At 45.3% G+C, this 13,867-nt stretch carries 20 protein-coding genes; all 20 read right to left on the reverse strand.

Annotated elements, in window-relative coordinates:
* A partial coding sequence (secY, locus tag F6K37_RS06140; RefSeq protein WP_287248911.1) for a preprotein translocase subunit SecY occupies positions 1 to 1,240 on the reverse strand: 1,240 nt, incomplete at its 3' end.
* A 44-nt stretch (positions 1,241 to 1,284) separates the two neighbouring features.
* Complete coding sequence (rplO, locus tag F6K37_RS06145; RefSeq protein WP_008191185.1) at positions 1,285 to 1,734, reverse strand: 50S ribosomal protein L15; 450 nt, start codon at positions 1,732 to 1,734, stop codon at positions 1,285 to 1,287.
* A 107-nt stretch (positions 1,735 to 1,841) separates the two neighbouring features.
* Positions 1,842 to 2,363, reverse strand: a complete 522-nt coding sequence (gene rpsE / locus F6K37_RS06150; RefSeq protein ID WP_008191187.1) for a 30S ribosomal protein S5 — start codon at positions 2,361 to 2,363, stop codon at positions 1,842 to 1,844.
* Between the two features lie 114 nt (positions 2,364 to 2,477).
* Positions 2,478 to 2,840, reverse strand: coding sequence for a 50S ribosomal protein L18 (gene rplR, locus F6K37_RS06155; RefSeq protein WP_287248916.1), 363 nt, complete (start codon positions 2,838 to 2,840; stop codon positions 2,478 to 2,480).
* A 3-nt stretch (positions 2,841 to 2,843) separates the two neighbouring features.
* Positions 2,844 to 3,383, reverse strand: a complete 540-nt coding sequence (gene rplF / locus F6K37_RS06160) for a 50S ribosomal protein L6 (protein ID WP_008191191.1) — start codon at positions 3,381 to 3,383, stop codon at positions 2,844 to 2,846.
* 262 nt (positions 3,384 to 3,645) lie between these two features.
* Complete coding sequence (gene rpsH, locus F6K37_RS06165; RefSeq protein WP_008191196.1) at positions 3,646 to 4,047, reverse strand: 30S ribosomal protein S8; 402 nt, start codon at positions 4,045 to 4,047, stop codon at positions 3,646 to 3,648.
* 23 nt (positions 4,048 to 4,070) lie between these two features.
* Positions 4,071 to 4,616, reverse strand: coding sequence for a 50S ribosomal protein L5 (rplE, locus tag F6K37_RS06170; protein ID WP_008191199.1), 546 nt, complete (start codon positions 4,614 to 4,616; stop codon positions 4,071 to 4,073).
* 96 nt (positions 4,617 to 4,712) lie between these two features.
* On the reverse strand, positions 4,713 to 5,075 hold the full coding sequence (rplX, locus tag F6K37_RS06175; RefSeq protein WP_287248919.1) for a 50S ribosomal protein L24: 363 nt from the start codon (positions 5,073 to 5,075) through the stop codon (positions 4,713 to 4,715).
* Positions 5,075 to 5,443 carry a 50S ribosomal protein L14 gene (gene rplN / locus F6K37_RS06180; RefSeq protein WP_008191203.1) on the reverse strand — a complete coding sequence of 123 codons (369 nt, stop codon included), beginning with the start codon at positions 5,441 to 5,443 and terminating at the stop codon, positions 5,075 to 5,077. Before rplN ends, rplX begins: the two co-directional genes overlap by 1 nt.
* 151 nt (positions 5,444 to 5,594) lie before the next feature.
* The gene (rpsQ, locus tag F6K37_RS06185; RefSeq protein WP_008191205.1) at positions 5,595 to 5,843 is read right to left on the reverse strand and encodes a 30S ribosomal protein S17; all 249 of its coding nucleotides are present in this window, start codon (positions 5,841 to 5,843) and stop codon (positions 5,595 to 5,597) included.
* Positions 5,844 to 5,851: 8 nt separating this feature from the next.
* Positions 5,852 to 6,136, reverse strand: coding sequence for a 50S ribosomal protein L29 (gene rpmC / locus F6K37_RS06190; protein ID WP_008191208.1), 285 nt, complete (start codon positions 6,134 to 6,136; stop codon positions 5,852 to 5,854).
* A 3-nt stretch (positions 6,137 to 6,139) separates the two neighbouring features.
* Positions 6,140 to 6,559, reverse strand: coding sequence for a 50S ribosomal protein L16 (gene rplP / locus F6K37_RS06195; RefSeq protein WP_044495712.1), 420 nt, complete (start codon positions 6,557 to 6,559; stop codon positions 6,140 to 6,142).
* 85 nt (positions 6,560 to 6,644) lie between these two features.
* Positions 6,645 to 7,370, reverse strand: a complete 726-nt coding sequence (rpsC, locus tag F6K37_RS06200; RefSeq protein WP_008191211.1) for a 30S ribosomal protein S3 — start codon at positions 7,368 to 7,370, stop codon at positions 6,645 to 6,647.
* A 76-nt stretch (positions 7,371 to 7,446) separates the two neighbouring features.
* A complete protein-coding gene (gene rplV, locus F6K37_RS06205; RefSeq protein WP_008191214.1) occupies positions 7,447 to 7,806 on the reverse strand; it encodes a 50S ribosomal protein L22 in 360 nt (119 codons plus the stop codon).
* 50 nt (positions 7,807 to 7,856) lie between these two features.
* The gene (gene rpsS / locus F6K37_RS06210; RefSeq protein WP_008191216.1) at positions 7,857 to 8,132 is read right to left on the reverse strand and encodes a 30S ribosomal protein S19; all 276 of its coding nucleotides are present in this window, start codon (positions 8,130 to 8,132) and stop codon (positions 7,857 to 7,859) included.
* Between the two features lie 111 nt (positions 8,133 to 8,243).
* Positions 8,244 to 9,107 (reverse strand): 50S ribosomal protein L2, encoded by an 864-nt coding sequence (gene rplB / locus F6K37_RS06215; protein WP_008191218.1) that lies wholly within the window; start codon positions 9,105 to 9,107, stop codon positions 8,244 to 8,246.
* Between the two features lie 123 nt (positions 9,108 to 9,230).
* Positions 9,231 to 9,533, reverse strand: a complete 303-nt coding sequence (locus F6K37_RS06220) for a 50S ribosomal protein L23 (RefSeq protein WP_070390686.1) — start codon at positions 9,531 to 9,533, stop codon at positions 9,231 to 9,233.
* A complete protein-coding gene (rplD, locus tag F6K37_RS06225; protein WP_008191222.1) occupies positions 9,526 to 10,158 on the reverse strand; it encodes a 50S ribosomal protein L4 in 633 nt (210 codons plus the stop codon). The genes F6K37_RS06220 and rplD overlap by 8 nt, the downstream gene beginning before the upstream one ends.
* A gap of 147 nt (positions 10,159 to 10,305) precedes the next feature.
* Complete coding sequence (rplC, locus tag F6K37_RS06230; RefSeq protein ID WP_287248933.1) at positions 10,306 to 10,941, reverse strand: 50S ribosomal protein L3; 636 nt, start codon at positions 10,939 to 10,941, stop codon at positions 10,306 to 10,308.
* Between the two features lie 641 nt (positions 10,942 to 11,582).
* The gene (locus tag F6K37_RS06235) at positions 11,583 to 13,784 is read right to left on the reverse strand and encodes a cation:proton antiporter domain-containing protein (RefSeq protein WP_287248936.1); all 2,202 of its coding nucleotides are present in this window, start codon (positions 13,782 to 13,784) and stop codon (positions 11,583 to 11,585) included.
* Positions 13,785 to 13,867 lie beyond the last annotated feature (83 nt).

The following is a 13,867-nucleotide window of genomic DNA, read 5'->3' on the forward strand; positions in this document are numbered from 1 at the left end:
CACCTAATCCCCTAAATGTGGTTACACCAGTGGCGCTTTCGACTGCAGTTGGTACTACAGCTACCAGTCCTAGGAAAATTGCTCCTAATAAGGTCAGTCGGTTCAAAACTCTCTCTATATATTCACTGGTAGCCCTTCCTGGTCGAATACCAGGGATACTCGCCCCCATTTTCTTCAAATTCTGGGACATATCTACTGGGTTTATAATCAGGGAGGCGTAGAAGTAGCTAAAGAACAAAATCAAGACTAAATAGACAGCAACATAGACCCAAGGAGTTTGACCATTGGGGTTGAGATAATTGGCAATCTGAATTAGAACTTGATTGATTGGGGCTAACAATCCATTGCTATTATCGCCACTAGTTATCCCAGCTAGAGATGTGGGTAGGATTAAGACGGCTGAAGCAAAGATAATTGGCATCACGCCACCTTGGTTTAGCCTTAGGGGCAAATAATTTTTCCGCTCCCGGTAAAGGCGCTTACCAACTTGACGTCTGGCAGTAATAATCGGAATGCGTCGGCTGCCTTCTTGCACAAAGACAATACCGACAATCATGACTAGGAAAACTAACAGCAGCACAATTACCTTACCCACTGTTTCTCGACCGCCGGTCTGAGCCAGTTCAATGGTTTGACCCAAGGTGCGGGGCAAAACAGCAACAATATTGACAAAAATCAACAGTGAAGCTCCGTTGCCAATGCCTCGTTCGGTAATTAACTCTGATAGCCACATCACGAACATAGAGCCAGCCGTGAGGGCAAGGACAGTTTCAAACACGAAGAATGCGCCTGGTTCAACAGCAAAGCGCTGTGCCCACAACGATAAGCCAATACTTTGAATCACAGACCAGCCTAGGGCAACATAACGGGTAATCTGACCGATTTTTCGACGCCCTGCTTCACCTTCGTTTTTCTGCAAATTTTCTAAAGCAGGAATTGCTGCCGTTAGCAGTTGTAGGATAATCGAAGCATTAATATAAGGCAAAATTCCCAAGGCAAAAATCCCTAGGGCGGAAAAACCACCACCAGAGAAAAAGTCCAAAAGACCTACAAACGGGCTATTCTGGAGTTCTGCTGAAAATCTGGCTCGATCAATTCCTGGTACAGGAAGAAAGACACCCAAGCGGGCTAAAATTAACAAACCAACGGTGACAAGCAGCCGACCTCTAAGGCCAGCCGCTTGAGCCATTTGCATAAACGTCTCTTGAGCAGTTGGGGCTTTGTCTCGACTGACAGTCATTTAAGGTACCTCTTGAAGATACAGGAGCATAAGGGCTAAAGGGGTTACTTAGCTATAACTTCCCAGCTGCCACCAGCCGCCTCGATTTTTTGGCGGGCACCACTTGTAAAGGCAGCAGCTTTTATATTGAGTGGCACATTCAGCTCCCCATCACCGAGTAGTTTCAATGGACCATCATTGGTGGTGACCACACCTGTCTCCAACAATGATTCCAAAGTTACCTCAGTATTGGCGGGAAGTGAGGCCAACTTACCTACGTTGATTGTAGTGTAATGTTTGGGGTTAATGACCGTAAAGTGTTTTAACTTGGGGATACGGCGATATAAGGGCATCTGACCCCCTTCAAAACCAGGTCTTGTCCCTCGACCTGAACGGGATTTTTGACCACGCATTCCAAAACCGCAGCTAGCCCCTTGACCAGCGGCAATGCCACGACCTACACGGCGTCGGCGCTTTTTGGAGCCTTTTTTTGGGACTGCATCATTGATTCTCATCGATCGTTTTTTGTAAGGGTGAAAATGTTTTTTTTAAGATTGACGGCTGACGCTAAACCGTCAACCTTGAGCATATTACTTTTATTTCTAGCTACCTGGTTTTTAATTTATGCATAGATTTGTTCAAGGGGAATGTCTCGTTCTTGAGCCACCTCTGAAAATGTGCGTAGGGAATCAAGAGAGTTGATTGCTGCTCTAGCATTATTGAGGGGGTTATTGGAACCAAGCTGTTTAGCTAAGACATTTTTAACTCCAGCTAACTCAAGTACTGTGCGCACAGCACCCCCAGCAATTACCCCAGTTCCGGGAGCAGCAGGTCGCATGATTACTTTGGCTCCCACCGCCCTACCTCTAGATGGGTGAGGAATGGAATTAGTTTTGGTTAAGGGTACATCAATGAGTTGCTTTTTGGCATCAGCAACTCCTTTACGGACAGCACCAATTACATCACTGGCTTTGCCTACACCAACCCCCACTTGACCTTTTTCATTACCTACAACTACGATGGCCCGGAAGCTCAACTTTTTGCCCCCTTTGACCACCTTACTAACGCGGCGGATTTGGATAACCCGCTCTTGCCAATTACTTTCTTTTTCTTTAGAGCGGTTGTTTTTTCTACGATTTGCCATAGTTCGCTAGAAATTAAATCATGATAGTAAGTATTCAAAGATTAGCTAATTTATAGTTGCTAATTTTTAACTGTTAATTTCAATTTTCAGTTGTTAATTGTCAATTAGCATTTACTAAAAATCTAGCCCTGCTTCACGAGCAGCTTCTGCTAAAGCTTTGACACGACCATGATATAGGTAGCCCCCACGGTCAAAGACCACTTTCTTGAGACCTTTTTCTAGTGCTCGTTGGGCAACCAACTGACCCACTTTAGCTGAGGCTTCACAGGTGGCTCCAGATTTGATTTCAGATCTCAGAGCTGGTTCTAAAGTTGAAGCTGCCACTATGGTATGTTGCTGATTGTCATCGATAACTTGCACATAAATGTGCTCATTAGAGCGAAATACAGCTAATCTTGGGCGTTCAGCAGTACCACTGACTTTCCGGCGTACCCGCCTATGTCTGTGTCGTATAGATTCTTTTCGAGTAAGTTTCATAGTTTACTTCTTACCTGCTTTACCAGCTTTACGTCTGACTATTTCACCGGCATATCGAATGCCTTTACCTTTATAGACTTCTGGGGGTCGAACTGCACGAATTTTTGCAGCTGTGTTGCCTACAACTTCTTTGTTGATGCCACTGACAATCACGTTGGTGTTGTTTTCAACTTTGACTTGAATCCCCTCAGGAGGAACGATCTCCACTGGCTTGCTGTAACCAACGTTTAAAATCAGATTACGACCCTGCACTTGAGCTCGATAACCGACTCCCTGAATGTCCAAACGTTTTTCAAACCCTTTGGAGACTCCCTCAATCATGTTGGCAACCAAAGTGCGAGACAAACCATGACTTTCACGGGCGGTTCGGGTTTCTTCGCGCCGGGAAACCTGTACAGTTTCACCAACTTGCTCAGCTTTAATTGTATCTGGCAAAACCCAATCCAGTTCACCTTTGGAACCTTTGACCTTCACCTGTTGACCGTCTATTGTTACAGTAACTTTACTGGGAATTGGTATAGGGCGCTTGCCAATACGTGACATAAAATTATCCTCCTAACTAAAGAAGTATGAAATATAAAGTATGAAGTATGAAGTATGAAGTATGTCATGAATTGGTTAATCAGCTAATCCGATCAATCCTAGGTTGGCCCAAGGACCGTTTGGCATATACTGAGCTGATTATTGCTCGAACTGATGCTCTAATCTACAGGGGCTTCCAGCTGATAGCTGGCAAGCCTAGATTTTTAAGTAGCGAGTCAGCTGACGGCTCTTAGTAGATCCTTCATCCTTCATGCTTCATCCTTTACCATACGTAACACAGAACTTCACCACCAATTCCCCGACGCCTTGCTTCCCTGTCGGTCATGATGCCATTAGAAGTAGAGATAATAGCAATCCCAATCCCTCCCAAGACTCTTGGCAGTTCTTTACGGTTGGAGTAAACTCGCAATCCAGGTTTACTCACCCGCTTCAGGGCTCTGATAATTGGTTTGCGATTGTTGCCCTTGTATTTTAGGGAAACAACTAAGTATTTTTTGACCCCTTCGCCTGCTTCCTCAAAATCAGTAATAAAGCCTTCTTCTTTGAGTACTTGGGCAATCGCCCGGGTCATTTTAGTTGATTGTACATTTGTTGTTTGATGCCGAACCAAGCAGGCATTTCTAATGCGGGTCAGCATATCTGCAATTGTGTCGTTTGCCGGCATTGTTCCTTCCTATGATTACAGGCTTATTTATCCCGGAAAGGCATTCCCATCTCTTTGAGTAAGGCGCGACCTTCTTCGTCAGTGTTGGCAGTGGTGACTATGGTAATATCCATACCACGAATCTGATCGATGCTGTCGTAGTCTACTTCTGGAAAAATGAGTTGCTCTCGCACCCCAAGAGTGTAGTTACCACGACCGTCAAAGCTTCTAGGGCTAAGACCCCGAAAGTCCCGAATTCTTGGTAGGGCTAAGTTAATTAGCCGCTCTAGAAAGGAGTACATACGCTCTGAACGGAGGGTAACCGTGACACCAACAGGCATCCCGGCACGGATTTTAAAACCCGCGATCGCTTGTTTTGCTCGTGTGACCACCGGTTTTTGACCGGTGATTATGGCAATTTCGTTTACCGATGATTCCAGAGCCTTGGCATTTTGAGATGCCTCTCCTAATCCTCGGTTAAGACTAACTTTGACTAATTTCGGTACTTGATGAATGTTTTTGTAACCGAATTGCTCTTTTAATTTGGGGACTATTGTTTCCTGGTATAGGATTTTTAACCCTTTTGTCATAGTTTTTTTCCTTTGATTTCCCTGGGCTTGGTCAGGGCAATTGTCATTAGTTATTAGTCATTGGTCATTGACCATTAGCCATTAGTAACTGAATAATTAGTCAATAATCTCACCAGTTTTTTTGAGCATCCGCACCTTCCGACCATCGTCGGTAAAGGTATAGCAGATGCGGCTAGCAATTTTTTCTTTATTCGAGTAAAGCATAACGTTGGAGCTATGGATTGGAGCTTCAAACGTAGCAATTTGACCTTTCTCACCTTCTTGTTGAGGCTTGACATGCTTAGTTTTGACGTTAACTCCTTTGACTACTACCTTGCTAATTTTGGGTAGCGTCCGCAAAATTTCTCCAATTTTGCCTTTATCTCGACCGGCAATCACTTGTACCGTGTCGCCCTTTTTAACGTGCATTTTGTAGCGTAATGGGGTATCAGTTTGTGCCTTCTGGTGTTTAATTGGCATCAGAGTACCTCCGGAGCAAGGGATATAATTTTTGTGAAGTTTTTCTCTCGCAGTTCCCGCGCTACAGGGCCAAAAACGCGGGTCCCTCTGGGATTGCCATCTGGGTTTATGATTACTGCTGCGTTGTCATCAAAGCGAATACTCATACCGCTTTCCCGACGTAGCCCCTTGCGGGTGCGCACAATCACAGCCCTAACTACATCTGACTTTTTGACGCCCATATTTGGAATGGCATCTTTGACCACACCAATAATTACATCACCCACACCGCCGTAGCGCCGATTTCCTGCACCAATAACGCGGATGCACATTATTTTTCTGGCTCCACTGTTGTCAGCAACGTTTAGGTAGCTCTCTTGTTGAATCATCAGTGTTCCTCCTCTAATAGAGTAATGAGTTATGAGTTAAACGAGTTATTAGTTAAACATTGCTAAGTTTCCAATTCCGAAAGGATTTTCTTCCGAGATCTCACGCACATTGGTAGGTCGTGGAAAACCCACATCGACTAGGGTTAACTCGCTATTTTGAGGAACTACTGACGATTTCAGCAACCATCCAGCGTTTGGTACGACTCAGTGGTCGTGTTTCTCTAATCCGAACGCGATCGCCTTCTTTACATTTATTTTCCTCATCATGAGCTTTGTATCGCTTGGTACGCACAACAATTTTGCCGTACTTTGGGTGGGGAGACCTATTTTCAATAGCCACCACCACAGTTTTGTTCATTTTGTCGCTGACCACCAGGCCAACTCTCTCTTTTGCTGCCATACTATTCCTTATGCTTCTGATTCTGATTGTGGGGTATCACTTTGTTCTGATTGTGGGGTATCACTTTGTGAGGTATCTGTTGATTCTTTCTGTTTAGCGAGTTGGCGTTCTCGTTCTACTGTCATTAGCTGAGCGATTCGGTGCTTAAGATGCTTAAACTGGTGAGGTTTTTCTAAGCGTTTGGTTGCCTTTTGCAGGCGCAAGTCAAACAACTGACGCTTAGCTGCTAAGATTTCCTGCTCTAGTTCGGCATCGCTCAGGCTTCTAGCATCTTCTATCTTGGGCAGAGCCATAGCTTATACCTGTTCCCCTTCACGAGAAATGAACTTCAATTTAATGGGAAATTTGTTCGCAGCCAGACGCATGGCTTCCCGAGCCACCTCTTCGCTTACCCCAGCGATTTCATAGATAATCCGACCGGGTTTAACTACTGCTACCCAAAACTCTGGGGAACCTTTTCCAGAACCCATACGAGTTTCTGCTGGACGCATGGTGACTGGTTTATCTGGGAAAATTCGAATCCAGATTTTGCCACCACGACGAACGTAGCGCGTCATTGCCCGACGACCTGCTTCGATTTGGCGGGAGGTAATCCAAGCTGGTTCTGTGGCTTGCAGGGCATAATCACCAAAGTTAATGGTACTGCCACGAGTGGCCATACCCTTCATTCGTCCCCGGTGCTGTTTGCGATATTTTGTTCTTTTTGGACTTAACATAATTTGTTCTTTGTTAATTGAAAATCGAAAATTGAAAACTGACAATTAACAAGCAAGCAATTTTCAAAATACTAGTGAGTCATTACTAGTCATTTGAGCGGTCTTCAAACTGCTGGCGGCGTTTTGGCTGACGGCGACGAGGTTGAGCTGTGTTAGGGGTAGGCTTTTCTTCTTGACCGGGAATCACTTCCCCTTTGAACACCCAAACTTTAATGCCCAAAATTCCATAAATGGTTTGGGCCGTTTTGTAGGAATAGTCAATATTTGCCCGGAGGGTATGGAGGGGCACTCGTCCTTCACGAGTCCACTCGGTTCGGGCAATTTCAGCTCCATTTAACCGACCACCTACCTGAACTTTAATCCCTTGGACATCAGCCCGCTGAGCCCGCTGAATTGCTTGACGAACCACTCGTCTGAAGGAAACTCGGCGCTCTAGCTGTTGGGCAATGTACTCGGCAATTAGGGTAGCATCTGCATCCACCCGTGATACTTCCACGACATTGATACGAATCTGACGATTGTTGCCCAGGGATTTTTGCAGACCGACACGCAAAGACTCAATACCACTGCCACCACGACCAACAACTACTCCAGGTCGAGCTGTATGAATTTCTAAATCAATCTGGTCAGCTTTGCGCTCAATCCGGATGTCGGAAATTCCAGCATTATTGAGGTTTTTGTCAACATATTGTCTGATTTGATAATCTTCCTGCAACAGAAGCGGATAACGCTTTGAGTCGGCAAACCAGCGAGAGCGATGCTCTTGCGTGATACCTAGCCGAAAACCAATTGGATGTATTTTCTGTCCCACTGTTCTTTTCTTTCCCTATTATCTAGCCATAGCGCTATTAGTGTTCACCCTTGGTAATGCTCAATCAACTCACTAACTAATCATCTACTTCTGGAGAAACAGCCACCGTGATATGGCAGGTTGGCTTGCGAATCTGATAAGCACGACCTTGAGCTCTTGGTCGATACCGCTTCAAGCTTGGTCCCATATCCGCAAAAGCTTTAGTGATGTATAAGCTAGCTGGGTCAATCCCTGCATTGTGTTCAGCATTGGCAACAGCGGAGCGTAGTACTTTCAAGACTGGTTGACAAGCCCGGTAGGGCATAAATTCCAGAATGATCAGAGCTTCCCGATAGGAACGCCCCCGAATTTGGTCAAGTACTCGCCTCACTTTACTTGGAGACATCCGAATGTAGCGTGCGATCGCTTTAGTTTCTGCTGTAGTGTCTATCGCCATCGTTCCATCATTTGCTTTCTTTATAGCTACTAACTACTGAACTAATCACTTTAACGACGGGCCTTACCATCCTTAACATGTCCCCGAAATGTTCGAGTCGGGGCAAATTCGCCCAGCTTATGACCTACCATCTGCTCATTGATAAAAACTGGTACATGTGTCCGCCCGTTATGAACGGCAATGGTGTGACCAACCATCTGCGGCACAATGGTCGAGGCTCTTGACCAGGTTTTAATCACCTGTTTTTCACCTTTAGCATTCAAGGTTTCAATCTTAGTCAGAAGACTATCGGCTATAAAAGGACCTTTTTTTAATGAACGACCCATAATTCAACGCTCGTTAGTTTTTAGTTGTTAGTTGGTAGTTAATAGTTGCTAGTTGGTAGTGATTAGTTGCTATTTACAACGTTTAACCTGCTAACTTTAACGTTCAACTCCTTAAGAATCGCGACCACCGCGCCCTCGCTTAGAGGATTTCCGCCTACGCCGGACAATTAAAGAACTACTTTGCTTTTTGGCCTTACGAGTTTTGGCTCCCAAGGCTGGTTTCCCCCAGGGGGTCACTGGACCGCTTCTACCAATAGGAGCTCTACCCTCACCACCGCCATGGGGGTGATCTACCGGGTTCATTACACTGCCCCTTACTTGGGGACGACGGCCTCTATGTCGATTGCGACCAGCTTTACCTAAACTCAAGTTTCTGGCTTCAACATTACCGACCTGTCCAATAGTGGCGTAGCATTCTTTACGCAACATCCTGACTTCACTAGACGGCAGCTTTAGGGTGACATAGTCACCTTCTTTAGCTTGCACTTGAGCAGTTGCTCCGGCTGCACGGACAATCTGTGCTCCTCGCCCTGGGATCAGTTCAACGTTATGCACGTTGGTGCCTAAGGGAATATCCTTTAGGGGCAAGGCATTGCCTATTTCGATGGGAGAGTCAGGCCCAGATATAATGGATGACCCCACTTCCAAACCCACAGGATGCAGGATATATCGCTTTTCACCATCTTGATAGTAGAGAAGCGCAATCCTAGCATTCCGATTGGGGTCATACTCAATTGCTGCCACTTTTGCCGGAATATTGTGCTTATCCCGGCGGAAGTCAATTACCCTGTATAGACGTTTATGTCCGCCACCGCGATGGCGACAGGTAATAACACCGCGATTATTGCGACCTTTTTTACGATGCTTAGACTTGGTTAGGGATTTTTCTGGCTCAGTCCGAGTAATCTCAGCGAAGTCTGAGACAGTACCCTGACGAGTGCCTGGGGTGTATGGTCTATAGCTACGGATGCCCATAACAAGTATTTTTTACTTAGTTTGTCTTGACTAGTTTGTCTTGACTAGTTTGTCTTAACAATTGACAATCTACCAATTGGCAATTAACCAAATTAATAATTAGCAATTAGCAATTAGCCAGTTTTATACGTCTGGGAATAGAGTAATCGAATCTCCTGGAGCTAGGGTAACAATCGCCCGTTTGTACTGGGTTTTGTAACCTACAAATTTTCCCACTCGACGCTTTTTCCGTGGCGGACGTAGGGTATTTACTGCCACCACTTTCACTTCAAAAAGACTTTCAATCGCGGCTCTAATTTGTGGCTTTGTCGCTTTGATAATCACATCAAAGACATACTTGTTCTGCTCCATCAGTAGGGTCGCCTTTTCAGTCACAATTGGGCGAATCACCAAATCAGCAAGGTCACGGGGGTTATACTCAGTCATTGTAAACCTCCTGAATTTTGGCAAGAGCCGTGTTAGTTGTCACGATTTTATCAGCGGCCAGGATATCATAGGTATTCAAGTTGGTGGCATAAATCAACTTGACAGTTGCTAGGTTACGGACTGACAAATAAACCTTTTCTTCTGGCTGAGCTAGGATTAGGAGAACTTTTGACTCAGGCTCAATTCCCCAACGACCAATTGCTGCCACCAAATCCTTGGTCTTGGGTCGTGGTAGTTGCTCAGTAAATTCCTCTACCACAATCAAATCCTCTGCTCGACTCATAAACGCTGTTCTCAGAGCCAAGCGACGCTCTTTGCGGTTCATTTTCTGGCTATAGTCTCTGGGTTTCGGACCAAAGATCACACCACCACCACGCCATAGGGGTGAACGATTAGAACCAGCACGAGCACGACCGGTTCCCTTTTGTCGCCAAGGTTTGCGTCCTCCACCTCTAACTTCGGAACGAGTTTTTGTACAAGCATTGCCTTGACGAGCATTGGCCATTTGTCTCACCAGTGACCGGTGAACAATGTGGGCAGCGTTTTCTTCTTTGGCAACTCGCATCTGGAGTGTTGCCTGCCCTACTTCTTCCCCTTGCCAGTTTCGCACTGAACAATCTACCATTTGTTCTCTCCTTCTTAGCGAGCAAGCGTTTAGCAATTAGCTGTTAGCTTTTAAGCACTTAGGGGGTGCTAGTAGTAAAAATAAACAGTTACATATACATCAGGCTTACACCTAACGATGAGGGAGCTAATTGCTTTTTCGTTCTGACTAACGTCCGACTTTATTAGTGGGTGCAATGCTCAAGAGTGTCCCTGGTTTACCGGGAACTGCACCTTTAATCGCTAGCAAATTGCGCTCTTGATCTATCTTGACTAGTTCAAGTTTGCGAATTGTCACCTTGGTACCGCCGTAACGACCAGCCATTTTCTTACCTGGATAGGTACGACCAGGGGTTGTCCCTGCTCCAGTGGAACCTGGAAGGCGGTGGTTTTTGGAACCATGAGCCATCGGTCCTCGCCTGAAGTTGTGACGTTTCTGATAACCCGCGAAGCCACGACCAATGCTTTTACCGCTGACATCGACAATTTGACCAATACTGAACATATCGGTATTGACTGGCTGACCCAGTTCAAAATTACTGGTATCATCCACGCGGTACTCACGTAGGTGGCGTAAGGGTGGGGCGCTGGACTTAGCCAAGTGTCCGATTTCAGGCTTATTAATTGCCTTAGGCTTGACTTGGTCATAACCAATTTGAATGGCATTGTAGCCATCTGTCTGGTTAGTTTTTATTTGGGTCACAGTACATGGCCCTGCTTGGACGATGGTTACAGGAATCGCTCTTCCTTCTTCATCGAACACTTGGGTCATACCGAGTTTGGTACCGAGGATACCGACAGACACGGGTTTCTCCTTTCTAGACATTGCAGCAGTATGGCAGTAGGGATATTCACGAACCTGAATTCCCTTTGTGCCACAAACCTGTTCACTATTTATAGTGGATAAACCTCTCCTCAAAAAAATAAGCAGAGAGCCCACTTTTATCTAGCTCGGCATGACGGTCGAGCTAGATTCTCGTTCAATTGCGTTGACTGGTCAGAAAAGGCTATTCAACTTGCCTGACTTCGCTGGGACTTAAGTTGTTAATAACTCAGTATCCCTTGATCCACGAAATTGTAAGCAATTATTGACCTAAAGCAGACCCAAGAACTGATGGGACTTGTTTATACCTAACTGTCTTTGATCTACTTTAGCCCTGATGCCAAACAAACGCCTGGTATGCTGTCTATATTGTCTTGCCTCGAACCTACTTCTCAGCCCACAGCACACCCAGATCATCAGTTGCTGAGGAAGCAACTGTCATAATGTCACTATTATATAGTATATAGTATTTTGCTAAGGGTGTCTAGTTAGTTTGAGAATTAGTTTGAGAAAAATTTGCTTGCTGTATGGATTTATGTGAAATCGGGGGATTCGGAGCTCGAAGGATGCGTTCGCGTAGCGTAGCCCTTCGGGCTAATCGCATAGTCTTGAAACCAAATTATTCAGTCCTCATCCCATTCCCCAGACAACAACACACAATCCCCCACCTGCAATACTCCAGCTTCATCCACCGGATTATATAGTTTCCCTTGTCTACGCAACGCCTGAACCATCACATTGTATTGATGCTGGAGATCAATTGGCTTCATACCGACCAAACTTGAATTCTCTACCAAAGTTACCCAATGCTTAGATCCCTCACTAAGGAAACTGCGACTTTCGATCCAGTCTCTAAACGCTGCTAATTCTTCCGGTTCCCCAACAACTAGCAATCGATCCCCTGAACGCAACGTCATCTTACCTTGTGGGTAGTGGACGATATCATTACCTTGTTGAATTGTCAAAACTGTTACCCCAGTCACGTTACGGATATCTGCTGCTGCCAGAGTTACCCAATCTAGACGGGAAGTTTGACTCAAGGTCACCCACTCACTGTGGAGTTCTTCAGCAACATCAGTGATGTCTTGCTGCTTTGAATAGGTAGCTTGTTCAGGTCGTACACTCAAATAGCGGTCTTGGTGAATCCGATTGATCACAGACTGAATCATACCTTGGGATTCTCCCAGTGCTACTAGCACATGGGCTCCCATTTCCAATGCTGCCTCAAATTCTGGTTGCACTACTTCCCGCGCCCCTAACTGGGTGAGTAGGTCAATTTCGCTATTTTTGTGAGAACGAGCCACAATATCCAGTCCTGGGGCAAACTTGAGGGCACGTTTGAGCAACAAGCGGGTACTGCCAGGATCGGGTAGGGCAATGGCTAGGGCTTTAGCTTTTTCTAGATGGGCTTTTTCTAACACCAGTTCCGAGTGAGCATCCCCAAACATATAAGGAATTTTTTCATGTCTTAATCGTTGAATAGCAGCTTCGCTATTTTCAATCACTAGTACCTCATGCCCTTGATTGCGCAGGATGTTGACCAGTACTCGCCCCACTCGTCCATAGCCAGCCACTACCACATGATTACAAATCGTTTCTGGAATTGACAAAGCTTTAGTGCCCCGAAACTGACGCAGGTAGTTTTTCAGAAACGGCAGATTTACCAGGTGGTCTGCTATTCGGGGAGACCATCTCAGCGACATTGGTGTCAGGACTAGGGTAATTGCTGTGGTTCCCACCAGGAGTAGATACTGATCCCTAGTGATAAATCCTAACTCAAAGCCAACCACCGCTAATACAAAGGAAAATTCTCCAATTTGATTGAGACCAAAACTAGCAATAAAAGCAGTTTTAAAGGAATAGCCAAATTTCAGCACAATCGGTAGGATAATGGCTGCTTTTCCACCCATTACTAACATCACTAAACCGATAATTATGCCGAAGTTATCGAGCAGCACTTCTGGCTCAATGAGCATTCCTATGGATGCAAAAAATAGACATACAAACGTGTCTTTAAGGGGAATTATTTTGGCAACTGCTTGGTCAGCATAATCAATTTCAGCCATCATTAATCCTGCCACAAATGCTCCCATTTCAACGGATAGACCAAGTCCAGCAGTAATCAAAGCAATCCCTAAACACAGGGCAATTACTGTGATGAGAAATAACTCACTGTTTTCAGTGCGGGCAATATATTTAATGAGATGGGGAACTATCCAGCGACCGGCGGCTAGAGCAGCAGCTAGAAACACCAACGCTTTGAGTAAAGCAACAACTAAAGCTGAGCCAATATCTGAGGGCTGCTGAAGGGCGGGTATGACGGCTAACATCAGACCTAAACTAAGGTCTTGAGCAATCAAAATTGCCAGCATCACTTGACCATGAAGGGTATTGGTTTCTCCTCTCTCCATCAGGGTTTTAAGAACTACTGAGGTAGAGGAAAGGGAGATGATGAATCCGAGCATTATTCCCGGAGTAAATCCGTCAACCCAACCAAGTCCATTGGCTAAAACTGCAACTAGGGTAATAGTGAGACTAATTTGCAGTAAACTCCCTTTCAGGACAATATCTTTAAATCGTTTAAGCTGGGATAGAGAAAATTCTACCCCATAGGTGAATAACAAAAAAACAATCCCAATTTCAGCAAGGGATTTGACTTGTTCTAATTCGCCTACGAGTTTAAGACCAAACGGACCAACCAATAAACCACTGGCTAAATAGCCTAAAAGTACAGGTTGACGTAGCCGATTGGCAAGGTAGCCTCCCAGAGCAGAAGCCCCTAGAACTGTGGTTAGATCCAGAATTAAATTGTGTCCTGAGGCCATGATTAGGAATGGGTAATCGGTAATTGGTCACAGGCTTCATACCTGGGGGTTTGCCCTTGTGCCCTGATTTTTTTGTAACCTAC

Origin of the sequence: Moorena sp. SIO4E2 (genome assembly GCF_010671945.1) — a bacterium.
Classification (GTDB): domain Bacteria; phylum Cyanobacteriota; class Cyanobacteriia; order Cyanobacteriales; family Coleofasciculaceae; genus Moorena; species Moorena producens.